The organism is Kitasatospora papulosa (genome assembly GCF_000717245.1).
Taxonomy (GTDB): Bacteria; Actinomycetota; Actinomycetes; order Streptomycetales; family Streptomycetaceae; genus Streptomyces; species Streptomyces papulosus.
On record NZ_JNYQ01000012.1, the window covers coordinates 267,545 to 293,248 of the forward strand.

The 25,704-nt window shown below is 69.7% G+C and carries 25 protein-coding genes; 20 read left to right on the plus strand and 5 right to left on the minus strand.

All coding sequences use genetic code 11. The features are described 5' to 3' along the window. Window positions 1–10: 10 nt before the first annotated feature. The 4 genes from IA22_RS0126860 (at window position 11) to IA22_RS0126875 (ending at window position 6,098) form a co-directional block, all read left to right on the plus strand. Window positions 11–1,162, plus strand: coding sequence for a cytochrome P450 (locus IA22_RS0126860; protein WP_386299475.1), 1,152 nt, complete (start codon window positions 11–13; stop codon window positions 1,160–1,162). A 392-nt stretch (window positions 1,163–1,554) separates the two neighbouring features. Then, window positions 1,555–2,763: an MFS transporter gene (locus IA22_RS0126865; protein WP_051087231.1), complete on the plus strand. Its 1,209-nt coding sequence runs from the start codon at window positions 1,555–1,557 to the stop codon at window positions 2,761–2,763. A gap of 108 nt (window positions 2,764–2,871) precedes the next feature. Then, complete coding sequence (gene lysA, locus IA22_RS0126870; RefSeq protein WP_063828353.1) at window positions 2,872–4,251, plus strand: diaminopimelate decarboxylase; 1,380 nt, start codon at window positions 2,872–2,874, stop codon at window positions 4,249–4,251. Next, the gene (locus tag IA22_RS0126875) at window positions 4,239–6,098 is read left to right on the plus strand and encodes an NAD(P)/FAD-dependent oxidoreductase (RefSeq protein WP_030125109.1); all 1,860 of its coding nucleotides are present in this window, start codon (window positions 4,239–4,241) and stop codon (window positions 6,096–6,098) included. Before lysA ends, IA22_RS0126875 begins: the two co-directional genes overlap by 13 nt. 165 nt (window positions 6,099–6,263) lie before the next feature. On the opposite strand, the gene IA22_RS0126880 is transcribed toward IA22_RS0126875, so the two are convergent. Continuing rightward, window positions 6,264–6,728 carry a hypothetical protein gene (locus IA22_RS0126880; RefSeq protein WP_030125110.1) on the minus strand — a complete coding sequence of 155 codons (465 nt, stop codon included), beginning with the start codon at window positions 6,726–6,728 and terminating at the stop codon, window positions 6,264–6,266. 423 nt (window positions 6,729–7,151) lie between these two features. On the opposite strand from IA22_RS0126880, the gene IA22_RS0126885 reads away from it, so the two are divergent. From IA22_RS0126885 to IA22_RS0126895, 3 genes are read left to right on the plus strand one after another with little or no spacing between them, the layout of a single operon-like run. Continuing rightward, a complete protein-coding gene (locus tag IA22_RS0126885) occupies window positions 7,152–7,502 on the plus strand; it encodes a hypothetical protein (protein WP_030125111.1) in 351 nt (116 codons plus the stop codon). 18 nt (window positions 7,503–7,520) lie between these two features. Then, on the plus strand, window positions 7,521–8,498 hold the full coding sequence (locus IA22_RS0126890) for a hypothetical protein (RefSeq protein WP_014152275.1): 978 nt from the start codon (window positions 7,521–7,523) through the stop codon (window positions 8,496–8,498). Between the two features lie 60 nt (window positions 8,499–8,558). Beyond that, window positions 8,559–9,059 (plus strand): hypothetical protein, encoded by a 501-nt coding sequence (locus IA22_RS0126895; protein ID WP_014152274.1) that lies wholly within the window; start codon window positions 8,559–8,561, stop codon window positions 9,057–9,059. Between the two features lie 130 nt (window positions 9,060–9,189). Here the strand turns inward: IA22_RS0126895 and IA22_RS0126900 are convergent, their stop codons facing one another. Both IA22_RS0126900 and IA22_RS0126905 read right to left on the minus strand, forming a co-directional pair. After that, window positions 9,190–9,726, minus strand: a complete 537-nt coding sequence (locus tag IA22_RS0126900) for a dihydrofolate reductase family protein (RefSeq protein WP_030125112.1) — start codon at window positions 9,724–9,726, stop codon at window positions 9,190–9,192. A gap of 244 nt (window positions 9,727–9,970) precedes the next feature. Further along, a complete protein-coding gene (locus IA22_RS0126905) occupies window positions 9,971–11,212 on the minus strand; it encodes a glycoside hydrolase family 64 protein (protein WP_030125113.1) in 1,242 nt (413 codons plus the stop codon). A gap of 478 nt (window positions 11,213–11,690) precedes the next feature. Here IA22_RS0126905 and IA22_RS37210 point away from each other — a divergent pair, with 478 nt between their 5' ends. The 3 genes from IA22_RS37210 (at window position 11,691) to IA22_RS0126920 (ending at window position 12,970) form a co-directional block, all read left to right on the plus strand. After that, window positions 11,691–11,849, plus strand: a complete 159-nt coding sequence (locus IA22_RS37210; protein ID WP_167337640.1) for a hypothetical protein — start codon at window positions 11,691–11,693, stop codon at window positions 11,847–11,849. Between the two features lie 68 nt (window positions 11,850–11,917). Then, on the plus strand, window positions 11,918–12,238 hold the full coding sequence (locus IA22_RS0126915) for a response regulator transcription factor (RefSeq protein WP_258395880.1): 321 nt from the start codon (window positions 11,918–11,920) through the stop codon (window positions 12,236–12,238). Between the two features lie 216 nt (window positions 12,239–12,454). Further along, window positions 12,455–12,970, plus strand: a complete 516-nt coding sequence (locus IA22_RS0126920; RefSeq protein WP_030125115.1) for a hypothetical protein — start codon at window positions 12,455–12,457, stop codon at window positions 12,968–12,970. A gap of 30 nt (window positions 12,971–13,000) precedes the next feature. Here the strand turns inward: IA22_RS0126920 and IA22_RS0126925 are convergent, their stop codons facing one another. Beyond that, window positions 13,001–14,113 carry a helix-turn-helix transcriptional regulator gene (locus IA22_RS0126925; RefSeq protein WP_318260169.1) on the minus strand — a complete coding sequence of 371 codons (1,113 nt, stop codon included), beginning with the start codon at window positions 14,111–14,113 and terminating at the stop codon, window positions 13,001–13,003. A 505-nt stretch (window positions 14,114–14,618) separates the two neighbouring features. Between IA22_RS0126925 and IA22_RS37215 the strand changes: the two genes are divergently transcribed. The 9 genes from IA22_RS37215 (at window position 14,619) to IA22_RS0126970 (ending at window position 22,199) form a co-directional block, all read left to right on the plus strand. Continuing rightward, on the plus strand, window positions 14,619–14,768 hold the full coding sequence (locus IA22_RS37215; protein ID WP_014152267.1) for a hypothetical protein: 150 nt from the start codon (window positions 14,619–14,621) through the stop codon (window positions 14,766–14,768). A 237-nt stretch (window positions 14,769–15,005) separates the two neighbouring features. Further along, window positions 15,006–16,388, plus strand: coding sequence for a helix-turn-helix domain-containing protein (locus IA22_RS0126935; RefSeq protein ID WP_234434607.1), 1,383 nt, complete (start codon window positions 15,006–15,008; stop codon window positions 16,386–16,388). Between the two features lie 85 nt (window positions 16,389–16,473). Continuing rightward, complete coding sequence (locus IA22_RS0126940) at window positions 16,474–16,638, plus strand: lysine biosynthesis protein LysW (protein ID WP_014152265.1); 165 nt, start codon at window positions 16,474–16,476, stop codon at window positions 16,636–16,638. After that, on the plus strand, window positions 16,635–17,501 hold the full coding sequence (locus tag IA22_RS0126945) for a RimK family alpha-L-glutamate ligase (RefSeq protein WP_014152264.1): 867 nt from the start codon (window positions 16,635–16,637) through the stop codon (window positions 17,499–17,501). Before IA22_RS0126940 ends, IA22_RS0126945 begins: the two co-directional genes overlap by 4 nt. Beyond that, window positions 17,489–18,520: an N-acetyl-gamma-glutamyl-phosphate reductase gene (argC, locus tag IA22_RS0126950; RefSeq protein ID WP_015580212.1), complete on the plus strand. Its 1,032-nt coding sequence runs from the start codon at window positions 17,489–17,491 to the stop codon at window positions 18,518–18,520. The genes IA22_RS0126945 and argC overlap by 13 nt, the downstream gene beginning before the upstream one ends. Window positions 18,521–18,539: 19 nt before the next feature. Beyond that, the gene (locus IA22_RS0126955; protein ID WP_014152262.1) at window positions 18,540–19,361 is read left to right on the plus strand and encodes a [LysW]-aminoadipate kinase; all 822 of its coding nucleotides are present in this window, start codon (window positions 18,540–18,542) and stop codon (window positions 19,359–19,361) included. Then, complete coding sequence (locus IA22_RS0126960) at window positions 19,358–20,422, plus strand: M20/M25/M40 family metallo-hydrolase (protein WP_015580214.1); 1,065 nt, start codon at window positions 19,358–19,360, stop codon at window positions 20,420–20,422. The genes IA22_RS0126955 and IA22_RS0126960 overlap by 4 nt, the downstream gene beginning before the upstream one ends. After that, on the plus strand, window positions 20,419–21,246 hold the full coding sequence (locus IA22_RS0126965) for a transketolase (protein ID WP_014152260.1): 828 nt from the start codon (window positions 20,419–20,421) through the stop codon (window positions 21,244–21,246). Before IA22_RS0126960 ends, IA22_RS0126965 begins: the two co-directional genes overlap by 4 nt. Then, window positions 21,234–22,199, plus strand: a complete 966-nt coding sequence (locus tag IA22_RS0126970) for a transketolase family protein (protein ID WP_030125117.1) — start codon at window positions 21,234–21,236, stop codon at window positions 22,197–22,199. Before IA22_RS0126965 ends, IA22_RS0126970 begins: the two co-directional genes overlap by 13 nt. Before the next feature lie 104 nt (window positions 22,200–22,303). Here the strand turns inward: IA22_RS0126970 and IA22_RS0126975 are convergent, their stop codons facing one another. After that, complete coding sequence (locus IA22_RS0126975; RefSeq protein ID WP_015580215.1) at window positions 22,304–23,695, minus strand: DegT/DnrJ/EryC1/StrS family aminotransferase; 1,392 nt, start codon at window positions 23,693–23,695, stop codon at window positions 22,304–22,306. Window positions 23,696–23,892: 197 nt separating this feature from the next. On the opposite strand from IA22_RS0126975, the gene IA22_RS0126980 reads away from it, so the two are divergent. Continuing rightward, window positions 23,893–25,689 (plus strand): condensation domain-containing protein, encoded by a 1,797-nt coding sequence (locus IA22_RS0126980; RefSeq protein WP_078640228.1) that lies wholly within the window; start codon window positions 23,893–23,895, stop codon window positions 25,687–25,689. Window positions 25,690–25,704: the final 15 nt, after the last annotated feature.

Genomic DNA, 25,704 nt, shown 5'->3' on the forward strand with positions numbered 1-25,704 from the left:
ACAGGTGCCCATGCACCGCCTGCACTTCGACGTACCGGGGCCGCCCCGTCCCGCCGAACTGCCGGGCGGCGCGCCCGCCTGGCTGGTGAGCCGCTACGCGGACGTCCGCCAGGTGCTCTCCGATCCGAGGTTCGGCCGGGCCCTGCTGTACGCCCCCGACGCACCGGCCCTCTCCGACGTACCCGACCTCGTGAACAGCCCCGACCTGATGTTCAACCAGGACGGTCCCGACCACCTGCGCCTGCGCCGCACACTGCGCCGTGCGTTCACCCCGCGCGCCGTCGCCCGCTGGCGGCCGTGGATCGCGGCGATCGTGGAGGACCTCCTCGACCGTCTGGAGGCCTCGCCGCAACCGGTCGACGTGGTGGCGGAGTTCACCCTCCCCCTGCCGGTGGCGGTGATCAGCCGGCTCATGGGACTCGACGAGCCGGCCCGGGACCGGATGCGGTACTGGAGCGAGCACGCCTTCTCCGACGGCACCCACGACAGCCGGCAGGTGGCGGACGCACTCGCGGAGTTCAGAGCCTTCGGCGCGGACCTCCTCACCGAGCGGCGGCGGGCTCCCGGTGACGACCTGATCAGCGGGCTGGTCGCGGCCGCCGACCAGGAAGGAGGCGTCCCCGAGTCCCGATTGGTCGGCCTGGTGTGCGGGCTGGTCGTCGGCGGCCACGACAGCACCATGACCATGCTCGGCAACGCGCTGCTCTACCTCCTGGGCGAACGCCCCGAGACGTGGCCGCGGCTCGGCGCCGACGAGCAGGCCGCCGGACACCTCGTGGACCGGATCATCCACCTCGTCCCGCTGGGTGACGACCGCGGCAGTGCCCGGCACGCCGCCACGGACGTCGAGGTCGGCGGGGTGACGATCCCGGCCGGCGCGATCGTGCTCGCCGACTGCGGTATGGCCAACCGCGACCCGGAGGTCTTCCCGCCCAGCACCCTCCACGACCTGTTCGCCCCGTTGGAGGCCCCCACCCTCTCCTTCGGCGCGGGCCCCCACTACTGTCTCGGCGCCTGGCTCGCACGCACGGAGCTCCAGCTCGCCCTGCACCGGCTGGCCGCCCGCTTCCCCGGCCTACGCCTTGCGGAACCCGTGGACACGGTCTCCTGGCGGGCCGGCACGACCTCCCGCAGCCCCCAGCGGCTCTCCGTCAGCCGGTAGCCGCCGCAGAGGCCGGATCGCTCTCGGCGTGACGGGTGCCCGCCGGGCTGATCGGGCCTCGATCGCCGGTCCGCCGCCCGCGTGCCCGCCGGGAACACCACCCGCGCCCGCCGACCGTTCGCCGAGGGGCCCGCTGCCCGCGACGGCTCATGTGGAGGTCGCCTCCGGCGGCGCACGTACGTGGCGTGTGTACGTGGCGTGTGTACGGGAAACCACGGACGCGCGGGACCCGTTCGCCTGGAAGAGTCTCTGTCGGAACGGGGGGGCCGCACACGGGGGTGCGTGCGTGACCGGGCGCGAGGCCACGGTTCCGGGGGAGAGCAGGGGCCGGCGGGGTGAACGTCCCGCCGGCCTCGCAGCTGCGGCACGCGACCGAAAGCGACAGGACTCTGATGCATGCGACCTCTCTGAGGGCCGGGTCCGATCCGAAGCCGAAACTGTTCACCACACCGTGGTGGTGGCGGTGGGCGCTCGGCACCTGTTTCGCCCGTATCACCGAGCCCATGGCCACGCTGGCCCTCATCAGCCTGGGAACCTTCGTCAGCGGCTACTCCTACGGTGCGTTCCTCGTGAGTGTGTACGCCTTCACCGGTGCGCTGACGGCAACCACGTCCGGAAAGCTGATCGACCGCGCCGCACGGCCACGACGGCTGGTGCTGATCATGACGTCGTCGTCGTTCCTTCTCCATGTCGCACTGGCCGCGTTCGGGACCTTCCGTCTCTCCACGGTCCTGATCACCGTGACCACGGCCCTGTGCGCCGCCCTGCCGGGAGGAATTCCCGGACTCTCGCGCTCGGTTCTCGTCAGGTACGCCGATCCGCGTCTTCGGAACCTGGCGTTCTCCTGGGACTCCATCATGACGGAGGCCGGCTGGATCCTCGGGCCGGTCGTCATCGCGGGGCTGACCCTGACCGGACTCCCCTGGGTGGAGGTCGCGGCCATGGCCGTCACCTTCCTCGGAGTCCAGCTCTTCCTCGGCCCGCTGGTCGGAGGAGACAGGGGGACGCCGTCCGACGCCCCCACGACCGCACCAGGATCCCTGTGGTCGTACCGCACCGCATGGCCCGGCCTCGTCGACTCCGTCTCGATCGGCATGGCGGTCACGGGTGTCGTCTCGGCGCTTCCCGTCCTCCTGCCGAGAGCCGGGGCCTCCCCGGCGTGGTCCGGAATCCTCGTCAGTCTTCTGGCCGCCACCGGCATCGCCGGAACCCTCGTCTACGGAAAGACGGCGGGGAGGATCCCGCTGCACATCACCGTCCAGTCGCTCCTCACGCTCATCGGTGTGCTCACCACCGTGGTCGCGCTGGCGTTCAGTGACAGCGCGCTGTCGGTGGCCGTGTGGGTCGGGGTCTCCGGCTTCTTCATCACTCCTTTCAACACCCAGCGGTCGATAAGTCTGGAAGCCAGCATCCCGCCCGCGCTGCACACCCAGGGATTCTCGGCACAGTTCGCGCTCTTCGGACTCGGATCCGCGATCAGCGCCGGAATGCTCGCGCTGATCAGCGGCGTCACGGCGGCCCTGCTCGCCATCGCCGGATTCGCGCTCCTGATCTCGGCGGTGACCCATGGCGCCGTGCGGAAGGAAATCCTCACGGCGTGAACGGGCACGGGGATCCGACTCTCCGCGGGGCCCGCTGAACCCCGCGCCCGGCCCTGGCACAACCCGGTGTGACCGGCGGTTCGTGCACGCGCGACGCCCGGCCCGGCGATGACCTCAGACAACTCATGCGAGGAAACAGTGCACACATACGGTACGCAGACCGTGAACAGCCGCGGACATCTGGAGATAGGGGGGTGCGATGTCCTGGACCTGGCCAAGACGTACGGAACACCGGTCTATGTGATCGATGAATCCGCGGTCCGTGACAGGTGCCGTTCCTATCTCCGGGCCTTCCGGTCGAAATGGCCTCACGTGGACGTGGCTTACGCGTCCAAGGCCTTTCTGGTGGGTGAGATGGTGCGTCTCGCCACGGAGGAGGGCCTCAGTCTCGACGTCGTGTCGGCGGGCGAACTGCGCCTCGCGCTCTGGGCCGGTGCGTCACCTTCGAAGATCACGTTCCACGGCAACTACAAGACGCGGGAGGACATCGAGCTCGCGGTGTGCAGCCGGGTCCGGTCCCTCGTGATCGACTGCCTGGACGAGATCGACCTCATCGACCGTCAGGCCCGGGAACACGGCCGGGTGCAGGACGTCGACATCCGCCTCAACCTGGGGATCGACATCCACACGGACCCCAAGTACACGACGGGAGACGAGGCGTCGAAGTTCGGGCTGCCGGTCCGGAGGGGCGACGCGGCATCAGCAGTCGCGAGAGTCCTCACGCGCGACCACCTCCGGCTCCGCGGCCTGCACTTCCACCTCGGCGCCCAGGTACTGGACACGAAGTACCACCGGCAGGCCCTGAACGAGGTCGGTGAATTCGTCCGGACGGTCACCGCCCGGACGCCGTGGAAGCCGCAGAGCATCACCGTGGGCGGTGGGATGGGCGTGAACTACGACGGCGTCTCGTCTCCGCCCCCGCCCTCGGAATGGGCCCGGGACCTCCTGTCCGTGTTCGGAGAACAGGTCGCCCCCTACTGTGCCCCGGACGTGGTCTTCGGGGTCGAGCCGGGGAGATCGGTGATCGCCGAGGCGGGAAGCACGCTCTACACGGTCGGTCCGACGAAGCGGAGTGGTGACCGTCGGCTGGTCGCCGTCGACGGCGGGCTCTCGGACAACCCGCGGCCGCTCATGTACCGGTCGGTGCACAACGTCGTCCTCGCGTCGAACCCCGAGCTGAGGGACACGGAACTGCACGAGGCGACGATCTTCGGCCGGCACTGCGAGACCGACAGACTGATCGACGGTGTGCGGCTTCCCGACCTGCCGCCCGGTGAGGTGCTCGCCGTGCAGTGCACGGGCGCGTACACCCACTCGATGTTCAACCAGCACAACAGGTTCGACAAGCCGCCCGTCGTCTTCGTCCGCGACGGCCGGTCCAGGCTCGTCGTACGCAGGGAACGGTTCTCCGACACCATCCTGACCGAGATACGCAGCGCGGCCGCCGACTCGTCCGACCGACCTGGGGAGAAGCAGTGCGCTTTCTAGTCATCGTCCCGGTGTCCCCCTCCGCAGCCGGGTCCCTGACCGGGAGCGGGATCTCGTACCGTCCGGATCTGCACACCGCGCAGGACAGCACCCTCGCGGGCGCGCTGAGTGAGATGTGCCCGCAGGTGCTCGTCACCGATCGCCCGGTCGCGCGTGAGGTCCTGCGCCTCTGGCGCGAAGCGATGCCCGAGAGACCGATCGCCGTCGTCCGCCTCACGGAGTCCCACGGTCCTCTCCGCCGCCTCCCGACCATGCACGGGCGGGCGACCTCGGCGATTCTGCCGTTCAGCATCCCGATGTACACCGTCCCCCGCCAGCCCGGCTCCGACGGCGGTGTCGACGAGGACGCGAGCGTGTTCGAGGCGCTTGCCGTCGCCGAACGGTTCGCGCAGGACCGCGAGCAGACCACGGAACCCTTCCCGGTGACGGCGACGCCGTCGGGCGCGGCCTCCGGGAGGACGTCGGTCCTCATGATCGGCGGCGGGGTCGTGAACCTGGTCACCGCGCGGCTCCTGCAAGCCGAAGGCTACGAGGTGGCGATGGTCGACGCGGCTCCCGACCCGAGGGCCGGAAGACCCTGGGCGGCGTACGGCGCCTCGCGCGGCGGTGGCAACGCACGCATGTTCACCTACACCGAGATGGACGACTACCACGCGAAGTCGGCCGACGAGTCCGCCTGCATGACCGTCTTCGACCGGCCCCCCTCCGAGTCCGGCTGGGACGTCCGCGGCCACGAGGGCGAGGAGGACCAGCAGTGGGTGCAGGACTTCCGGAGCGTCCCGCCCTGGCTGGCCAGGGCGTACAACGGGGACATCCTCGGGCTGAACCGGCGGGGCGGCGAACTGTGGCAGACCTGGATGCACACCCGGCCGCATCTGTTCGACGACGTGGAACTGCGGCACGACATCCTGCGCCTCTACCAGGACGGACCGCATCTGGAGGCCGCCCGCCACCGGCAGAACGCGGTGGGAGCCACCGTCGCCTCCTACGGAGCGGCCGAGGTGCGGGAGAGGTTTCCCGCACTGGCGCACGCCGCTCCTCAGGCCTTCGCCGGCGGCATCGTCGTCGAGGGGTTCACGGTGAACGTGCACGACCTCATGGGCCGCCTGCTCGACGACCTGGAGGCCGGCGGAGCGCGGATGCGCTTCGACCTGCGGGTCGAGGAGATCATGAGGGACGGGACGTCCGCGGTGACCGGAGTACTGACCGCCGACGGCCCCTTGGTCTACGACCACTACGTGGTGTCGCCCGGCGCCGGGAACGAGGCGTTGCGGCGTCAGATTCCCTCCCTGCGGCAGGTGCACGGAGTCCTCGGCTGCTGGGCCACCGTCCCGAACGTCACCCCGGCCCTCGGGCACTCGCTGAAGGTGGCGCGGCGCGGCCATGTGGCGGAGGACGCGAACATCACCGTGGGCCGTGACGATTCCGGAGAGAGCGTGCTGATGATCGGATCCGGCTACGGGTGGACGGGAGGCGATCCCCGCAACGTCGACGAGCGGAAGATCGAGGACATCCACGCCGCCGTCGCGGACACGGTCGAGACACTGTTCCCCGACGCCTACGAGAAGATCGGCGGCCGCGACGGACTGCGCCGGACTCAGCGGCACTGTGTACGTCCGTGGACCGCTTCCAACCTCGGCATCTTCGAGGCGAGCGCTGCCGCCGGCGGGGCCTTCGTCGTCACCGCCGGGCACAACACGGGCGGCTTCGCCCAGGCGCCCGTCATCGCCGAGGCGGTCTCCCACGCCCTGCGCGGCGTCGGCCACCCCATGCACACCCTCTACCACCCGCTCCGGACCTCCCGCGTTCTCCACGCGATGGCCGGACTCGGCGGGACCACCCACTGAGCCGGAGCCAGGAGGGGAGGTGTTCCGTCGCCCGGACCACCTGTCCTCCTGGCGCCGTCCCCGGGCATCGGACGGTGGTGGACCGGCTGCGCGACGGACCTCCGTGTTCCCGAGGGGGCGCGGCGCGCTCGGGGAGTGTGCCGCCGCGGACGATCCCCGCACGCGTCAGGCGTAGGCGTACGTACCTGACGCGTACTCGGAGTACTCGCCGCCCCCGCACTTCAGCGCGCCCAACAAGGTGTTGCCGCAGTTGGCGCACACGACCGGTCGGCCGCCGTCCTGGCCGCGGACCGTGACCCACGCCGCCTCGTCGTCGGTGAGGACGGACCGCAGCGTGTCACGGCTGTGCAGCCGGGCATCGACCGCAGTCTTGACGAAGTCGAGGAACGTGGTGGTGCGCGCGCAGGAAGAACACGTGTGGTCGACCACGTGGAAGGGGCCGTGCAGAAGGGAGGGCGCGATCCGCAAGTAGTCCGCCAGTTCCCGCACCTCGTCCTCGTCCATCGGACGCAGGCACGCCGGCGTGTCCGAGGGGAGTCGCTCGATGACACCGGATTCGACTTCGTAGGTTCGCGTCCGCTCGGGTCTGTCGCGCAGCATCTGCACGATCTCGTCATAGCTGAGCTTCACGGGACACCTCCTCCGGCCGATCGCGAACTCCGCTGTGGGAAGCGCTCTGTCGTGAGCCGTGACCCGGAGCAGGTCCGCTCAACCGGTCATCGCTGTGGCGTGTGAGTCGCCACGGCCATTGATGCACATCCAGGAACGCTGTGCGAACGCATGTGCCGGGCGATCGCGCCGAGAAGGAGCGTCTGCGCCAGGCCGCGCACCGGTGTCTCGCCGTTCCTCCGACAAGGCGAGTGAACCGGGGGGCGGATCACCGACGTGCACAGCAGAATGCCGGCGCGACCGATGCGTGTGGATTTCGGAACCGCTGAGCAACCCACGTCTCTGCCCACATGTATTCCGGCTGCGGATCCTGTCCTTCCGATGTGCACGGGGAGAGGGCGCGTGGGACCCTTGCAGGGCGGGGAGTCAACAAGGAGTGGCCTCATGGGAACATACGTTGACCAGGCGAAAGGCGATGGCGAACTGCTTGCGGACGTGCCCGTCGACACGTTCCGCAGCCACATCCGTTTCATCGAGAAGCACAACCTCTGGGACGAGGTGAGAGGGGCTCTCGCCGAAGCCGGTGTCGATACGGTGGCCATGGATATCCGACCGGTTCGTGTGATCAGTGAACTGGTCGCCGCGAAGGGGGATGCCCTTCCGGAAGAGGCCGATCACTCGGGCGCGGTGGTCACCCCTGAATGCGGGTGCGACTCGATCAGCGGTCGTCCTCCCGTGACCCCTGTCGGTGGTGGCGACGCGGGTGCGGGGGACGCGGGCGCGCGCCCGCAGTGACCCGTGCGGGTGGACGGCATGGGGAACGACGACCTGCGCATCGCCCGGGAGGCGAAGGCGCGCTTCGGCCCTCAGCTGCTGGCCCATCCCGACGTGGACGGTGTGGGCGTGGGCCGGCGTCGGCGGGCCGGAGACAAGACGGACGAGTACGCCGTCGTCGTGCATCTGCGTGAAAAACAGCCGGAGAGCAAGATTCCTCCCGCTCGGCTGCTGCCCGCAGAACTGCGTTTCACCGAGAGGAGCGGGCGGGATGTCTCGGTGCGCGTGGACGTGCAGCAACACCCCAAACCCACTCCGCAGACGGACAGGGTCCGCCCGGTTCCCGGTGGGGTGAGCGTCGGGACCGTGGGGGCGCATGTCGGATCCGGCACGCTGGGAGGATGGGTGTGGGACACCGTGACCCGGCAGGTGGTCGCGCTGTCCAACGCCCATGTATTCGGCTCACGCCCTGGGGTGAGCATCATTCAGCCGTCGAGCGACGACGGCGGCGTGACACCGGACGACCGCATCGCCTCCGTCATGCGTACAGGTTCACTCGACGCGGCGATAGCCGAGCCTGCCGATCCCTCGTTCGTCAGCGCGTCCATCGTCCAGGGAGGTCCCGCGGTATTCGAGATCGCTGAGGCGACCCTGGACATGCGGGTCCAGAAGACCGGGCGTGCGACGGGACTCACGTTCGGCACCGTCGACCTGATCGACTTCGACTCCGACTACCGCGGCTCGCACTCCGATCTCTGGATCGATGCCGAGGGTGCCGACTTCTCACTGGGCGGGGACTCGGGAGCGCTGTACCTGCTCGCACCCGGCAGTGCAGCCTTCGCCACTGGGAGGCGACAGGCCGTGGGGCTGCACTGGGGCGGGTCGGGACAGGACGGCGTCGGGCATCACATCCGGGCCGTGTTCGACGATCTGAAGCTGAGCACACTGCCGAGCGGTACCGGAGTTCCTGCCGTCGACGGGATCACCGAGCCCGACAGGAGCATGCGGCCAGGCTGACGAAGCCGCGACGGCAGGCTCGGGTGAGTGGGATCGTGGGCGGCTGACACACTTCCCCTCATGGACACCACTCCTGAGGCCGTACATCGGCGCATCGCGGCGGCACTGGCCGCATTCGTCGCCGTCGGCGCCGCCGTGTCCGGCTTTCTGCTGAACGGGTCGCCGACGGCTGCTGTCTGGGCGGTGGCCGGTGGGAGCGGCACTGCGCTGGGCATGTTCATGGTGCGCCGACGGGTCCTTGCCACCCTCGAAGAAAGCCGCGGGACGGCCATGGAGCTCGGGTACGCGGAGGGCATCGGCGACATGGTGGTCGTCGGGCTCCACGCATACGCCGCCGCCGTGTTCCCGATGACCGGTCCCGGCGGGGTCTCCATGGCCGAACGCCTGAAACGCCGTGACCTCGCGTATCAGCTCACAGCCACAGAGGGCCTGCCCCATCACGTTGCGGAACGAGCGGCTGCGGCCCTCGAAGCGATCGATGCCGGTCGGGACCACGAGCGGGTCCAGAGCGCGTTGAACGACCTCATGCGCGCCGTTCACGAGCAACGCCGCCGCGTCTGAAAAGCGCGTGCCCGGGACGGTCGGGCGACCCCGTTGCCGCTGCTGCGTGCCACCGCGTGGCTGCCGACCGCGGCGACGATGGCTTTCGCCGGCGGCGCGACGGGCCGGCCCGACCTTCTCCGGGCGACCGTTACGTGCGCACGCGGAAGCGCAGCATGGTCACTCCGCCCGACTGGACGTTGCCGAGCGGCTCCAGGTCGATCCGGTGGAGGCCAGGCGGTGCGAAGCGGACGCCGTCGCCGAGCAGCACCGGCAGCACGTACACCAGGATCTCGTCGACGAGGCCGCGCTGAAGGCACTGGGCGGCCACGTCGGCGCCGAGGATCTCCAGGTTCTTGTCCCCGGCGGCACGATGTGCCCTGGCCACCGCTTCCTCGATGTCGCAGGTGAGGAAGGTGACTTCGGGGTCCGGTTCGTCGGGTGGGCGATGGGTGAGGACGAACCGTGCCCCGCCGTCGTATCCGGTGTTCTCGGCAGACATGCGCTTGCCGACCTCGTACGTGCCCCTGCCGATGAGCATGGCACCCGTGGCCGCCATGACCTCAGGGAACGTCGCCGACGTCATGTGCTCGAAGATCCAGTCCATCGTGTGGCCGGGACCGGCGATGAACCCGTCCAGGGACATCACTCTGTTCACGACGACTTTGCCGGTGCTCGTATCGCTCATGCGTCTTCTCCAGGCGGGTGGAGGGCCGGGTGCGCGGCATAGGCCGGTGAGAGACATCTTCCCCCCGACGGCAGCCGCGACCTGGATCTGCCCCAGGGCGCCACCGCGGTGTTCACCTGTGTGCCGATGATCGCCGTCAGGCCGGGGCGGTCCCGCTGCCGGCGCGTACATCGCCGGGAAGTGAAGGCGACCGGGCCCGGGACAGAGTTCGTCGCGGGCCCGGCCGCACGGCGCGCCGTCGGATCTAGTTGAACGGGTCCAGCGTGATGTACGCCTGCTGCGGGTCGCCTTCATGCACCAGCGACTCGTGCGCGCCCACGTCGTCGAAGGCGAAGCCGTACGCCTTGCCGTCGGCCATCTGGGCATGCACCTTGGCGGAGTAGTGATTGGTGACCGCGTCCTTGTAGAAGTTCGCGTTGTTCGCGTCGGGCTGGTTGGGGTTGCTGAGCAGCGTCGACCGGTTGTAGCCGGCACACAGTGTTCGGGAGATGGGCCCGCGGACCAGGTCGTTGGGCGCGTCGAGGAGTTTGTAGCAGCCGAAGATGCTGTCGGAATCGGGCTTCTGGAAGCTCGTCACGACCGCTCCCGAACTGTTCGTGAAGTTCATGGTGTTGCCCTGGACCCGGCCGAAGTACTTCGTGTTCGGCTGGTCCTTGAACGGCTGGACGGTCAGCGTCTGGGAGGAGTACTTGCTCCACACCCGGTTGACGTAGTCGTTCATGACGGAGGCCGGCAGTGCTCCGGCTTCGATGCCGTGGCCGGGGGCGAGCGCCCGCAGGATCGTACCGTCGGAGCGTGTCTTGATGAGGCCGCCCCAGCCGCCCGGCTGGCTGCGCAGGGAGTCGAAGAACGCCTTGTAGCCGCCGGGCTTGAGGTGGCCGGTGGCGATCGTGGTGCCGTTCGGGCGCTTGACTCCGACCGCGTAGGGTGCGGAGAACATGTCGACCTGTGTGCTGTTGATCCACAGGCCGGCGTCGTTGAGCGTGTACTCGGTCCAGTTGAAGAGGATGTTCGCGTTCGGGTCGCTCGGGTTCTGGACTGCGGGCTGTACCAGACCGCCGGTGGTGAGCTTGAAGACGAGCTTCTGCCCGTAGGAGAAGTAGACGCGGCCGGAGAATTTGGGCATCCGGATCGTCTTCGACTGTCCGTTGGCCGGGCCCGCTATGGACGCGTCCGGAGCGGGCGTCGGCGGGTTGCCGCCGGCGGGCCACGGGTGGAAGGCGCCGCTCGCGTCCGCCCAGCCCTGGCGCCCTGACGAGAGTTCGGTGCCGATCACATAGACGTGCACCTGCTCGCCGCGCCCCGAGTTGTTGGTCAGGGTGAGCGGGATGGTCGTGGGGACGGCGGCCGCCTCGGTGGCGGCGGTGACCTGGGTGACGACGAGACTTCCGCCGGCCAGCGCGAGCGCGGCAACCAGGGCGGCGGGCCTGACGCGGGCGCGGCGGGCCCGGCGTGTACGTGGGGCGGAAAGAAGGTTGGCAGACAAGCTGTACTCCTCGTCCGGAAGGCCGTGCTGTGGAGGTAGCCACTGCGAGGACACCCGCAGCTCTTCTGAGAGCGCTCTCAGGGGGCTTCCTGGAGCGTATCGACTGGTCAGGGACGCGTCAATGACCTGGTCTGGACCACGACAGGTTTTGTGGGCGGGTTCCCCGGGTGGCCGCGACGGGAGCGTCGATCGCCCGCATCCGGGTCGCGTGCCGATGCCGTCGACGACCCGGACGAGCCGCCCTCGCTCCGGACTGGTGAAGCCGAAAGGGCTCGGTGATCAGAATCGGATCTGGCCGAGTTTCGTGACACATGGGTGTTTCGTTCACCCCCCGCTTTGATGCCAGGGAACTTGGTGAATGGTTCCGCCTGTGGATTACGGGGCGGGCGCCCGTCATTCTGGAACTTGGGAAAGGGCGGCCGGAAAACGTCGGCCGAAACCTTTCGAGTATTTCTCGCTCTGGGGTCTGGGAGAATTCATGAAGTCTGCCCGTGCGTGCGTGGTCGCTGTTCTCCGTGCACCGATGATCGGCACCCTCGCCGGTACCGCTGCCGCCGAGACCGGCGGTGCCGGCACCATGGCGTCCTGCTCCCTCGTGCCCGGCGACGACAACGGCTGGGGTCGTGACCCGCGATGACCTGTGCGTACGCGGGGACACCTCGGTCCTCGGGGAGTTCCGGAGGTGGTGGTCCGGTGGATTCCGGAATGCAGGATTCATGCGGAGAGAGAACGCCCGACTGCTTGATCGACAGGCTGCGGGAAGTCGTGCGTGTCCTCAGCGGTCGGGAAAGGGAAGTGCTCGCACATATCGCGCGCGGAGCCACCTACAGGGAGATCGCCCGCCGCATGGACGTCAGTCTGCACACCATCGACACCTACATACGGCGGATACGCGCGAAAACCGGATCCCGGAACCGCATGCACCTGTTGCTGCTGGCTCTGTCGGTCGAGGGCTCCCTCGTGAGCGCCATCGAAGACCTGGGGCTGTCGGTCACACCGAAGCCTCCCGGCCGGTCCCAGGTCTGACCCGACTCGCGCTCGACTTCCCGATCGTGGCCGGCGGCCGAATGACACGTGAACACGTGACTGTCGGGACCGATCTCCGTGCGGCAGTATTCCGGGGCGGCCACGGCGCCGCCCGGATATCGCCTCTCCCTTTCCCGCAGTGTGTCCGGGCATCGTGGTGCCCTGGCACACCTCACCTCTATGCATCGCCCGGACGTGCGGCGAGATCGGAGAACTGTGCCCGAACGGCGAGTTCTGGGACAGCCGCTGCGGTCCTTCGTCGACGAGCTGGCCCTGTGCGTGGCGGCCAACGGAGGCCGGGGGCCCGCCCTGTCGTGGCCCGAGGATCCGATGACCTTGCCGGCCCTGCTGGAGCTTCCTCGTCCGGCACGTCCGGCACCCGGGGTCAACTCGACCGTGCCCGGCGGACCGGGCGCGGAGGAACTGGCGGCCGAGCTGGGCCGCAGGCTGCAACTCCGGGTGCGCCCCTCCTTCCGCTTCCTGTCGCCGGACTCTCCCGTCGTGGACAACGTCCCGAACGGTGCCGAGTCCACGGTCACGGTCCTGGAGGGAGCCTGCCGCTGCGTCCTGTCACGTGTCGGTGAGGACCCGGCACCAGGCCCCTCCCATCCGCTGGGCATGCGGCTTCGTTCCGGCGGCACTCTCTTCGTGCCCCAGGTCCACACCTACCGGCTTTCGGAGATCCACGTCCCGACCACACTGCTCAGGCTCGACCTGGAAAGTCCAGGCTGACGGCCTACGCCCCGGAGGGCGTACGCCGGATCAGGCAAGGGCTGTCGTGGGTGCCCCGTCCGGCTCTCCGTCGTCGTTCAGCAGCCCCCTCGCGGACACCGCGACGCCGGCCTGGAAGCGGCTCTCGGCGCCGAGGGCCTGCATCATGTCGGCTATGTGTTTGCGGGTGGTACGCAAGGACATCCCGAGCCGCCGCGCGATCGTCTCGTCCTTCAGCCCTGACGCCAGCAGCCGCAGGATGGTGCGGTCCAGATCCTTGGCCACCGCTTCCAGGCCGTCGGTGGCCGCGTCGGAGAACGGCTGTGCCTGCGACCACAGTTGCTCGAACAGCTCGTACAGGAAGTGCACGACCGACGGCTCCCGTACCACCACCGCGCCCAGCCGGTCGTTGCGTCTGGTCATGAACGCGAGCTCCCGATCGAAGATGATCATCCGGCCGACGAGCTGGTGGGCCGTCCGGTACTCGCCGCCCAACGCGCTCGCCGTGGCGACGTACGCCTGGCTGGGGCTGTTGAACCGGGCGGTGTGGTGGTACACGGTCCGCATCCGCACCCCCCGGGCGAGCATCTGGCTGTCCCGGCGCAGCGCGTCCTGGAGCACCTCGGGCGGGCGGGTGCCGCCGGGCTGCACGGTGACCATGTCCTCGCGGCACTGCTCGGCCGCCCGGTTCAGTGCGGCCCGCACATGGGTGAGCCCGGGAATGGTCTCCAGGTCCTTGGAGGCGCTGCGTCTCCCCTCGTCGTAGTCGACGGCCAGCTGGGCGAACTGGTCCTGGAAGAGGCGCAGTCGCGTCTGTTGTTCCGCGATGGCCCGCTCCACCGGTGCGGTCGTCACGGCCGCGACGAGGTGAGGGTCGACAGCCCAGAGGCGGTCGTCGCCCTCCTCGCCCCTGTGCACCAGGCCGATCCGGACGAGGCGTTCCACCGCGCCGCTCACAGCGGTCGCGTCCACCCCTGTCTCCTCGGCCATCGAAGCAGGGTCTAACCGACCGTGCAGAGCCAGCCAACGGTAGACGGCCGCTTCCTCGGCGCGGAGTGTGTCCCCCACGGCAAAAACGTTGTCATCGGTCTGCTGTTCCACCATCAGTCCTTCGCTCTTGACACCCGTATGGGCACGCGCCCCGCCCTCATCGCACTCAAACATCTCCCGTACGGGCCGCGTCGACCCGCAGAAGCTGCGGATCGTATCGATTAGGACGGGCAACCGTGGGAGCGGGTTCATCGCCCGAAATCTAGTGGCTGGAAGACGCCAGGTCGACCAGATCCTCCGGCATGGCGAGTCGGTCCCTGTCCTGCTCGGCAGGTCCGAGGGCGGAAGGGGTGGCCGGTTCTGCTCATGGTGGTGATCGAGTCCCCGTCGGGCTCATGGAGCGGCCAGGGATCGGTGCCCGGCGAGCGACGTGCCGGTCGAGCGCGGTGGGGCGGGTGGTGGCCGTCCGGAAGACGAAACCCCGTCCGAATTGCCACTCATTGAGGCAGGGTGGAGGGTTCGTCCACCCCCCGCTTTGGTGCCGGAGAACTTGGTGAATGGTTCCGTCTGTGGCTTCCAGGGCGGGTGCCAGCCAGTCTGGAAGAGCGGAAGGGGAACGGTCGTAAAACGTCGGCCGGGACTTTTCGAGCATTCCTCACTCTGATTCCTGGGAGAAGTCATGAAGTCTGTCGTCGTGTTCGTGGTCACCGCTTTCTGCGCGTTGACGATCGGTGCCTTCGCGGGTACCGCTGCCGCTGAGGACGGCAGCGCCGGCGTCCCGGTCGTGTCCTCCACCGGGCCCGGCGGCGACAGCGGTTGGGGCCGTTGAGCCGGATGACCTGGGAGTGAACACGGGGAGGCCGACCCGCTGTCGGTTCCGGAGCCTGTGGTCCAACAGTCACGGAACGCGGGAATCAGAGAGAGAAAGGCACCCGAATCTGTGAACAACAGGCTACGGAATACTGTCCGGGGGATCGGTGACCGCGAAAGAGAAGTACTCGGACGTACGGGCGGCGACACCCTCGGCGAGATCGACCGGCGCATGAACACCGGTCCGCATGCCGTCGTGAAAAATGTGGCAACCGGACTTCTCCTGAGCGAACGCGCGGTCGCCGGCCCGCGCCAGCGATTGCTGTCGACACGGTCGGAGGGGCCGCGCGAATCCGCCTCCTTCGCCGATCTGCTGAAGAGGCACAGGGGCCGCAGCGGGCTGACCCAGCAACAACTCGCGGACTTCGCGACGCTGAGCGTCCGGGCGATCCGGGATCTGGAGAGCGGACGGGTCCGACGGCCCCGGCGGGAGAGCGTGGGGCTGCTGGCCGACGCGTTGCGGCTGCGCGATGCCGAGCGACAGCAACTGCACGCCGCCGGTGGGAGCCCGGCGCATCTGCGGGACGCACTGCTCGGACTGCCCGCCTCGTCCGCTCCGCCCGCCCTGCCCGAACCGCCCGCTCCGCCAGGCACACTCGTGGGCCGTGAAGCGGAGCTGCAGGTGTTGCTCGATCAGGTGACCGTCTACGGTCACCGCCTCGTGAGCGTGGTCGGCATCAGCGGCATCGGGAAGACACATCTGGTGCTCGAGGCGGCCCGAGTGCTGCGGGCCAAGGGCTGGCGGGTCGGGTGGCATGCGTCGGCCGGAGGTACCCGTTGCTGCGGTGCGCATCCTGCGGCCGGCCCCGATCCCGGCGGACCGTCGCCGAGAACCGCCGACCCCACAGCCGACCTCGTCGCGGCGATCGGGGAGAGACATGACCTGGTGGTGATCGACAGCGGTGACGCTTCGGGCCCCGGAGGGGTGGACGTGGGCGAGTTGCTTCGGCGCTGTCCGGGGCTGCACGTCGTGGTGACCGGTCTGACGCCGCGATACCTGCCCGGTGAGCGCGTACTGCCGCTCACCGCGATGGCCGTGCCGGAGGAGGCACCCGACCACGACCACGTCCGGTTGGCCGAGGTCGAGTCCGTGGCGTTGTTCCTGTCCCACATGCGTCGCTCACAGCCGGGGTTCCGGCTTCGGGAGGACAACGCGCACGCGGTGGTGCGGTTGTGCCGTTGGCTCGACGGTGTACCCAGGGCACTGGAGTACGCGGCGGGCTGGTGCCTGGTGTATCCGCCCGAGCTCCTGCTCGCGCGAGCCGGTCGGGATTTCTCCCTCCTTTCCTCCCCGGCCGGCTGCGGCTGCCAGGACCTGCTGAGTTCCGTGGCGCGCAGCGTCGACATCGTGGCCCAGTCCTGCCGCTCGGTGCTGGCCGAGGTCGCCGACCGTCCGCACTGGACGGTCGGCGACCTCGACCACCTGGTGCCGGATCCGGCTGCCGCCCTGCACGCCCTGCTGGTCCACGGCCTGGTGCGGCCGGCGGGCGCGCACCTGCCGGGGCGGTTCACGGCGCTGCAGCTGGTGCGGCTCCTGCATCTGCGGGACCGGCCTCCGGCGGCGGCCCGGGCCTGCTGAGACTGCCGCTGATTCTGCCTACCGGTGCGCACAGCGGCCAATACGTTTACCCGTGCCTCGTAACGGTCAACGAAAGGGCCTGACCATGGTTACCTGTCCTGAATGTGAGAGCTCGGTGGTTCCCGCCGGAACACCGGTGATCGGTGAGATCGTGGAATGCGGTGAATGCGCCAGCGAACTGGAAATCCTTACGCTCGATCCGATACGGGCAGCGCTCGCGCCGGAGATCGAAGAGGACTGGGGCGAGTGAGCCCCGCAGAGCCGTTCGTGGTTCTCGCGTCCCGCGTGGGGGCCAGCGAGAAGAGAATTCTCGAAGCCCTCTCCCGCAGAGGGATCGCCCACCGGCACATCGACAGCCGTACGTGGTGGCACCCCCTGGGTGACCGCGGCGCGCACCCGATCGTGCTGAACCGGGAGATCGGGCTCGCCAGGGCCACGTACGCGGCCGAAGCCCTGGAGGCGGCGGGTTCGATCGTGGTCAACTCCGCGCGGGCCACCGCGCTGTGCGGGGACAAGTGGCGTACGTCCGCGGCGCTCGTCGAAGCGGGACTCCCCACACCGCGGACGGCCCTGGGGCTGACCCCGGAAGCGGCGCTGACGGCTCTGGAGAGCATCGGCTATCCGGCCGTGGTGAAGCCCCTGCAGGGCTCGTGGGGCCGCCTGGTCTCCGCGCTGCCGGACCGGCAGACCGCGGAGACCGTCCTTGAGTACGTCGCCGCGTTGCCGTCACCACAGGCGCGGATCGTCTACCTGCAGGAATGGATAGCCAAACCGGGCCGGGACATCCGGGTGATCGTGGTGGGCGGCGAGGCCCTCGCCGCCACCTACCGGCGCAGCGAGCACTGGCGGACCAACGTGGCGCGGGGCGCGGTGAGTGAACTGTGCCCCATGACACCGGACATCGCGAAACTCGCGGTCAGGGCCGCACAGGCCGTGGAGGCAGAGATCGCCGGCGTCGACCTGATCGAGGACGGCACGGGGGAGTTGCTGGTCCTGGAGGTCAACCACGGTGTCGAGTTCTCCGGCCTCCAACAGGCACTCGGCGACGCGGTCTCCGTCGCCGACCGAATCGTCGAGTTCCTCCTGGAGAAGTCACGCTCATGCTCCGAGTAGCCATTGTCGGGGCGTCCGGCTACATCGGCGGCGAACTGCTTCGCCTCCTGCTCGGTCATCCACGGGTCACGGTCGTGGCCGCGACCTCCGACCGACTCGCCGGGCGCCGGATCGACGGTCCCCATCCCAACCTGCGCGGCCACACCGACCTGTGCTTCGTCGGCCACGACATTTTGGAGAACACCGACTTCGACGTGCTCTTCCTGGCCGCTCCGCATAGGGAGACCATGGGAAGGATGGCCGCATTCCTCGAACTGGCCAGGACCGTCATCGACCTGTCAGGCGATTTCCGCCTGAGGGATCCTGAGGTCTACGCGTCCTACTACGGGGTCGCGCACGCCGCCCCGCAGCTGATACCCGAATTCACCACCGGGCTGCCCGAATGGCACCGTGCGCGACTGACCACGAGCGACCGGATCGCGGTTCCCGGGTGTATGGCCACGGCGGGCATTCTCGCGGTCCGGCCGCTCGCTCTGGAGGGTCTGATCGAGGGCACGGTCCGGGTGGACGCCCGAACGGGTTCCAGCGGATCGGGTGTTTCCGCTGGAGCCGCCGGTGCCCACGCCGAACGCAGCGGTGCCCTCCGTGTGTTCGCTCCCTCCGGGCACCGGCACGAGGCCGAGATCGCACAGGCCACGGACCGGACGGTGCGGATGACCGCCACCGGCGTGGAGGCGGTCCGTGGTGTGCAGGTGCTGTGCCAGGTGGAGCTGGCGTCCGGGGTGTCGGAGAAGGAGATCCGGTCCGTGTTCCGCGCGGCCTACGCGAACGAGCCGTTCGTCCGGGTCATCGCCCAGCGGCAGGGCCTGTACCGGCTCCCGGAACCGAAGATCCTCACCGGGTCGAACTTCTGCGACGTCGGGTTCGCGGTGTCCGCGGACGACGGGACCGCGCTCCTCGTCGGCGCACTGGACAACCTGGTCAAGGGCGGCGCGGGCGGCGCCGTGCAATGCATGAACGTCCGCTTCGGCTGGCCGGAGCGGACAGGGCTCGAATTCTTCGGACTGCACCCGAACTGACGTGAGGCTGATGAAGCGAATGCGGGACATACTTGTGGTCAAATGCGGCGGGAACGCCGCGGTGCGGTCGCAGGCGATCTGTGCGGACGTCGCCGCCGTGCACCGCGGCGGCAGGCCGGTGATCCTCGCCCACGGCGGCTCGGCCGACATCGACGGGCTCGCCGAACGGCTCGGAGTGCCTTCCCGACGGCTCGTCGCCCCGGACGGGGTGTCGACCCGGTACACCGACGAGCGAACGCTCGAAGTGGTGCAGCTGGCGCTGGCCGGCTCCGCCAAACCCCGTCTGCTGGCCGAGCTGCGCGCCTGCGGGGTGGATGCGGTCGGGCTGACCGGCCTGGACGCCGGACTTCTCGTGGCCGCTCGCAAGTCGGCGCACCGGGCTGTCGTCGACGGACGCCGGGTCGTGGTCAGGGACGACCACAGCGGACGGATCACCGCGGTCAACGGCGACCTGGTCTCCACGCTGCTTGCGTCGGGGCTGCTCCCCGTGGTGTCGCCGCCGGCCGTGGCCGAGGACGGCCGGGTGGTCAACACGGACGCGGATCGCGCCGCCGCGGCCGTCGCGGGCGCCGTGGGTGCGGACACCCTGCTGCTGCTCACCGGGGCGAGGGGGGTGCTGGCCGACCGGCACGACGAACGTTCGGTGCTTCCTGTCTGCCGGGTTCCCCGCCGGGGGACGCCTCCCGTGGTCACCGGCGGCATGGGGATCAAGCTGGTCGCGGCCCGGGAGGCACTGCTGTCCGGTGTGCGGCGCGTCCTGATCGCGGACGGCCGTCGGCCGCGTCCGGTCCAGGAGGCCCTGGCCGGTTCGTGCACCGAAGTGCTGCTGGAGGAGGAGTGACGATCTTTTCGGACACGGCCGCGATCGACCTGCTCCACGGCATGCTGAAGATCCCCTCGCCGTCCTTCGCGGAGGCGGAGCTCGCCGCCCACGTGGTGGCCGCCATGCGCGGAGCCGGTCTCACCGCGCGCGTCGACGGCGTGGGCAACGCGGTCGGAGAGATCCGGCGCGGACCGGGACCGACGGTGATGCTGCTCGGGCACATGGACACCGTGCCGGGGGACGTCCCCGTGCGGTTGGACGGCGACCGCCTGTACGGCAGGGGCTCGGTCGACGCCAAGGGGCCGCTCGCCACGATGATCTGCGCGGCCGCCAACAGTACGGGGTTCCGCGGCCGGATCGTGGTGGTCGGCGCGGTGGAGGAGGAGACCACGATGTCGCGGGGCGCGGTGGAGATCCGCCGTACGCACGAGCCGCCGGACGCGCTGATCATCGGCGAGCCCAGTGGCTGCGACACGGTCGTCCTCGGGTACAAGGGAAAGCTCGACCTCCGCTACGACGTACGGTGCGAGGCGACCCATCCCAGCAACGTCGTGCCCAAGGCGTCCGAACTCGCGGCGCGGGCCTGGACGGAGCTGCTGGACCTGCTCGGCCCGGAGGCGAGCCACGCCCGATTCGACAGTCCTGGACCGACCTTGACGTCGATCAGCGGTGGACTGGATTCCGCCACCGCGGAGTTCAGTGTCCGGATCCCCCCGGGCTTCGACGCCGGGGGACTGGTGGCCGCGCTGTCCGAGCGGCTGGGCCCGGACACGCTGCAGGTCGTCAACACGGTGCGCGCCTGCCGTGTCGGCCGCAACGACCCGGTGGTGCGTGCGCTGTCGGTCGCGATCCGCGCCGAGGGCGGCAGCCCGAGGGCGAAGGTGAAGACCGGCACCTCCGACATGAACACCCTGGCGGAGCGGTGGACCGTGCCGATGGCCACGTACGGGCCGGGGGACAGCAGCCTGGACCACTCCGACCGGGAACACATCAAACTGTCCGAGTACCTGTTCGGCGTCGGGGTGCTGACCCGTGCCCTGACCGGACTGGGCGAGCACCTCACCGGAGAGAACCGATGAGCGACGACCACGCGCGTACGGCACGGGAACTCATCGTGCGGATGTGCGCGAACCCGGAAGGCGGGCACCTCGGCGGATCGATGTCCATGGTCGAGATCCTGGTGACGCTCTACCGCCACGTGCTGAGGATCGACCCGGACAGGCCGCAGGCGCCGGACCGGGACATCCTGCTGCTGAGCAAGGGACACGGCGCGATCGGACTGTACGCGGTCCTCGCGGAGCGAGGCTTCTTCCCCGCGGAGCTGCTGGCGAGCTACGGCACTCCGGACAGCATGTTCACCGCACACCCGAACCCGGCCGTCCCCGGGGTCGAGATGCCGACAGGGTCGCTCGGACACGGACTGTCGCTCGGTGTCGGCTTCGCGCTCGCCGCCCGGCTGGACGGGAGCGACCGGCGCTGCTTCGTCGTACTCGGCGACGGGGAACTGCAGGAGGGCTCGGTCTGGGAGGCAGCGATGGCGGCCGGCTCCCAGAAACTGGACCGGCTGGTGGCGATCGTGGACCGCAACGGGCTGCAGATCAGCGGTGACACGGAAGAGACCATGGGTCTCGAGCCGCTCGGGGACCGCTGGCGCAGTTTCGGGTGGACGGTCCTGGAGGTCGACGGGCACGATCCGGAGCAGTTGCGGACGGCTCTGTCGCGTATCCCCTGCACCCCCGGCACACCGACCGTGCTGCTGGCCCGCACGGTCAAGGGCAAGGGACTGCCCTACATCGAGGGCCAGGCCCGCAGCCACTACGTCCGGCTCACCGAACGCGGGTACCGGCGTGCCCGTGCCGCGGTGACGCGCGGCGAACGAACGGAGACGACATGCCCGTCGTGACAGCCGAACCCACGGTGCCGGACGAGGCCCGCGCGGCCCGGGAGGTGTACCGGGACGTCCTGGTCGAGTTGTTCGGCGAGGACGAACGCTACGTCTGCCTGGACAGCGACACCGGTCTGTTCTCCGCCACCTCATGGGGCGAAGGGGCGCGGCGCTACCTCAACCTCGGGATCGCGGAGCAGAACCTGATGGGCGTGGCGGCAGGACTGGCCAGATCCGGGAGGATCCCCTTCGTCAACACCATGGCGACCTTCGCCGCCACCCGTGCACTGGAAGCGGTGAAGCTCGACATCGCCTGGAACGACCTCCCGGTGCGTATCGTCGCCACCCACGGCGGGCTCTCCGCCGGCCACCTCGGTTCCACCCACCACGCGCTGGAAGACCTCGCCGTCATGCGGATGCTGCCGAACATGACCGTGCTGGTGCCGGCGGACGGCCCCGCCACCGAGAGCCTGGTCCGAGCCGGCGCCGAGCTGCCGGGACCGGTGTACCTGCGCCTCGGACGCGGCGCGACGCCCAGCATCGCGCCGGGGGCCGAACCGCTGCGGATCGGGGTCGCGCAGTCCCTGCGGCGCGGATCCGACGTGACGCTGATCGCCACCGGACCGCATCCCGTGCTCACCGCGGTCGAGACCGCAGAGGAACTGGCCCGCGACGGGATCGACGTGGCCGTGCTCAACATGCACACCGTGAAGCCGCTCGACCGGGAGGCGATCGTCGCGGCCGCCACCGGCACGCGGGGAATCGTCACCGTCGAGGAGCACTGGGCCGCCGGGGGCCTCGGGTCAGCCGTCGCCGAGGTGGTGGCCGACCTCGGTGCCGCCTGCCCCGTACGGCGGGTGGCGGTCGCCGACCGGTTCGCCGCCGGTACCGGGGGACACCGGCATCTGCTGGCGCGCAACGGGATCTCCCGCGCGACGGTCACCGAGCACGTGCGGCGGCTGCTGGCCTGAACCCAGGCGCTGAAGCCACCGCGGCGATCCCCGCCCCTCGCACCGACTCCGCCCCATGACCCTGGACCAGGATCATGGGGCGGAGTCGGTGCGGCGGGCGGAGGTCATCGGGCGTCGAACGCCCCCGCCCATTCGGTGTCGGCGATCTCCGAGGCACGTTCCCAGTGCGGGGTGTAGTCCGTCGTCGCGGCGATGGCGGCCAGCGCCTCGCGGTTCAGCCAGACCTTCTCGAACGCGTCGGCGTACCGGTCGAGCAGCGGTCCCGAGTCCGGGTGCAGATGCGCCTTCTGGATGGTGAAGGAGTCGTCGAGGACCCGCAGGGTCGCCGGGAAGTCGCCGGGACGGTAAGGGCGGTCCACGACGCCGGGCAGCGCCCACGGGTAGCCGCCGAAGCCGCGCCGGCCGGTGAAGACCCGTTGCGCGGGAAGCGGCTGCAGCTGGTAGGGCACGGCGGGCACCCCCTCGGCACGCAGGGCCCGCTGCAGGACCGAGCGCAGCGGGCCGGCCAACTCGTCGGCCAGCCCGAAGGCCGCGGGCTCCACCCGGATGCGCAGGATGTGCCAGGCATGGGTGCGGTCCTGCGGGACCTGGGGCACCAGGAAGCCGGGATACGCGGCCAGTCGCCCCAGCAGCCGGCCGACGTTCTCCTCACGGACGGCCATCTCGGCGGGGAGCTGCGTCAACCGACTACGGGTGAAGGCCGCCTGTATCGCGTTCGGCTTGCAGTTCCAGCCCAGCAGATGCGCCACGTAGCTGCGCTCGCCGCGTGCCGGAATGAGTTCACCGAACTGCCGCAGCATGAGTGCTCTCGTCGCCACGTCCGCGTCATCCGTGGTGATCAGGCCGCCTTCACCGCAGGTGGCGAGATTCTTGCTGACGTTGAGGCTGAACGTGTTCACCGCACCGATGGAGCCCACGGACCGGCCCCGGTAACGGGCGCCGTGCGCCTGCGCGGCGTCCTCCACCACGGTGATCCCGTGTCGGGCGGCGATCTCGGTGATCCGGTCCATGTCGGCGGGCAGGCCGTGCAGGTGGACCACGACGATCGCCTTGGTCCGGCTGCTGATCGCGGCCTCCAGCGCCGCGGGGTCCAGGTTGAACGTGACCGGGTCGATGTCCACGAACACCGGTACGGCCATGAGATGGAGCGGAGCGGTGGCGCTGCCGATGAAACTCAGGGCAGGCACGATGACCTCGTCGCCGGGCTCCACACCCGCGGCGCCCAGCGCGACCGACAGCGCCGCGGTTCCGTTGCTCACCGCGACACAGTGCTCCGTGCCCACGAACCGCGCCCACTCCCGCTCCAGGCCGGCGATCTCCTGCTCTCCCGACGAGGCGGAGGTGAATCGGCCGGACCTCAGTACCCGGTGGACCGCCTGCTCGTCCTGACCGGTCACCATCGGCCAGGGCCTGATCCCGAGTTCCCTGGGAACGGCCCGGTCGCCACCGAACATCGCCAGGTCGGTCGTCTGCCGGGCCGGCTGCTGGATTGTCACCGCTGAACCTCTTCTCCGCGTGATTCCGTCCGAACGTCGCGCAAGTCATCGTCCGCGCGCACCGCCGCGACCGGCGGCAATCACACCGGCAATTGCTGTGTGCCCCCTCGCGGCTCTCCCCTGAAGTGCCGCTTCGACTGCCGCCGACGACGAGCGCGGCTGACTAACTTCGTTCCTGATTCCAGACCGGAACCGGAATGAGGGAATACGTGGACAGCCCTATTGATGATGCGAGTTCGCGTGTGGTCGGAGGAACTCCGGTCACCCGACACCAGCGTGTCCTCTGCCAACTCGTCGCCGACGTACTCGGAGTGAGCGGCGTCGGGATCGGCGACGGGTTCGTGGCGCTCGGCGGAGACAGCATCATCGCCATGCAACTCGTCGGCCGGGCACGGAAAGCCGGTCTGCGGATCACCGTCGGAGACGTGCTGACGCGGCGGGACATGGAAGCACTGGCACAGACGGCCACGCCGCTGGACCAGGAGCCGGCGCCCGTCGCGGACAACGGCGTGGGACCGGTCGTCACCACCCCGATCATGCACTGGTTCCGGGAACGCGGCGGCGCGGTCGACACCTACAACCAGTTCGCGGTCCTGCGCACGCCTTCAGGACTGACGGAACCCCGCCTGGTGTCGATGGTCCAAGCCCTGCTCGACCACCACGACATCCTGCGCCTGCGGCTGTCCGTGCCGGGCGACGGGGCGGACTGGTCGCTGGAGACCCTGCCGGCAGGCGCCGTGGACGCGGCCTCGGCCGTCCGGCGCATCGACGTGGCGGGGCGCCCCGAACAGGACTGGGCCGGTCTGGTGCGACAGGAGTCGGACGTGGCGCGCGACAGGCTGCGCCCCGGGGAGGGCAACGTCCTCCAGGCCGTGTGGTTCGACGCCGGACCGGATCGCCGCGGCGTGCTCGCCCTGGTCGTCCACCACCTGGCCGTCGACTCGCTCTCCTGGCGCATCCTGGCCGCCGATCTCGCGAGCGCCTGGCAGGCGGTCGAACAGGGTGCGGCGATCACTCTCGATCCGGTGCCGACCTCGTTCCGCCGCTGGTCCCACATCCTCGCCGAGCAGGCGCACACGCAGACCGCCATCGCCGAACTGCCCGGCTGGCTGGATCGGTTGCGTCCCGGATCCGGCCGGTTCGGCGACCCGGTGAGGGTGCCGGGACAGGACGTGGAAAGCCGGGACCGTAGCTTCACCGAGTCCCTGCCGGCCGAGTTCACGGAGGCGTTGCTGACCACGGTGCCGTCGCTGTTCAACGCCGGCATCAACGACGTACTCCTGGCCGGGCTCGCACTGGCGCTGGGCGACTGGCACCGCGGACGCGGCACGGTCGGCGACGGCACCGCAATGCTGCACCTGGAGGGACACGGAAGGGAGGAGGCACTCGCGGAGGTCGATCTCTCCCGGACCGTCGGCTGGTTCACCAGCCTGTTCCCGATCAGGCTCGACCTGGGTGAAGCGGACCGCACGGACGCGCACGCCGTCGGGGCGGAGGTGGGGAACGCGGTCAAGCGCGTCAAGGAGCAGGTGCGCGGCGTCCCCGACAAGGGGGTCCGTTACGGCCTCCTTCGCTATCTGAATCCCGAGACGGGTGAACTGCTGGAGAAGGCGGCCCAGCCGGAATTCGTCTTCAACTACCTGGGCCGTTTCGAGGCATCGGACGACGCCGACTGGTCGGTCGTGGCGGAGTACGGGACCGGTCTGGACGACACGGGATCAGGGATGCCCATGGCCCACAGCATCGAGGTCAACGCGGCCACCGTGGACCGGACGGACGGACCGGTACTGCGGGCCACCTGGACCTGGGCCGACAGTGTCGTGTCCGAGGCGGACACCCGCGAGCTCGCGGACGGGTGGTTCCGGATGCTCCGGGCCCTGGTCGCGCACGCCCGCGAACCCGGAGCGGGCGGGCTCACCCCGTCCGACCTGACCCTGAGCTCGCTCAGCCAGCACGAAATCGAAGAGATCGAATCCGATCTGCGGGCCTTCTGAGGAAGTTGACACTGA

Bases quoted from the DNA above. Each gene is read 5' to 3' on its own strand.
- IA22_RS0126860 (WP_386299475.1), top strand. From the start codon at position 11: ATGCACCGCCTGCACTTCGACGTACCGGGGCCGCCCCGTCCCGCCGAA.
- IA22_RS0126970 (WP_030125117.1), top strand. From the start codon at position 21,234: ATGCCCGTCGTGACAGCCGAACCCACGGTGCCGGACGAGGCCCGCGCG.
- IA22_RS37215 (WP_014152267.1), top strand. From the start codon at position 14,619: ATGAAGTCTGTCGTCGTGTTCGTGGTCACCGCTTTCTGCGCGTTGACG.
- IA22_RS37210 (WP_167337640.1), top strand. From the start codon at position 11,691: ATGAAGTCTGCCCGTGCGTGCGTGGTCGCTGTTCTCCGTGCACCGATG.
- IA22_RS0126925 (WP_318260169.1), bottom strand. From the start codon at position 14,113: ATGTTTGAGTGCGATGAGGGCGGGGCGCGTGCCCATACGGGTGTCAAG.
- IA22_RS0126885 (WP_030125111.1), top strand. From the start codon at position 7,152: ATGGGAACATACGTTGACCAGGCGAAAGGCGATGGCGAACTGCTTGCG.
- IA22_RS0126965 (WP_014152260.1), top strand. From the start codon at position 20,419: ATGAGCGACGACCACGCGCGTACGGCACGGGAACTCATCGTGCGGATG.
- IA22_RS0126865 (WP_051087231.1), top strand. From the start codon at position 1,555: ATGCATGCGACCTCTCTGAGGGCCGGGTCCGATCCGAAGCCGAAACTG.
- IA22_RS0126895 (WP_014152274.1), top strand. From the start codon at position 8,559: ATGGACACCACTCCTGAGGCCGTACATCGGCGCATCGCGGCGGCACTG.
- argC (WP_015580212.1), top strand. From the start codon at position 17,489: ATGCTCCGAGTAGCCATTGTCGGGGCGTCCGGCTACATCGGCGGCGAA.
- lysA (WP_063828353.1), top strand. From the start codon at position 2,872: ATGACCTCAGACAACTCATGCGAGGAAACAGTGCACACATACGGTACG.
- IA22_RS0126915 (WP_258395880.1), top strand. From the start codon at position 11,918: ATGCAGGATTCATGCGGAGAGAGAACGCCCGACTGCTTGATCGACAGG.
- IA22_RS0126890 (WP_014152275.1), top strand. From the start codon at position 7,521: ATGGGGAACGACGACCTGCGCATCGCCCGGGAGGCGAAGGCGCGCTTC.
- IA22_RS0126900 (WP_030125112.1), bottom strand. From the start codon at position 9,726: ATGAGCGATACGAGCACCGGCAAAGTCGTCGTGAACAGAGTGATGTCC.
- IA22_RS0126955 (WP_014152262.1), top strand. From the start codon at position 18,540: ATGCGGGACATACTTGTGGTCAAATGCGGCGGGAACGCCGCGGTGCGG.
- IA22_RS0126980 (WP_078640228.1), top strand. From the start codon at position 23,893: ATGAGGGAATACGTGGACAGCCCTATTGATGATGCGAGTTCGCGTGTG.
- IA22_RS0126940 (WP_014152265.1), top strand. From the start codon at position 16,474: ATGGTTACCTGTCCTGAATGTGAGAGCTCGGTGGTTCCCGCCGGAACA.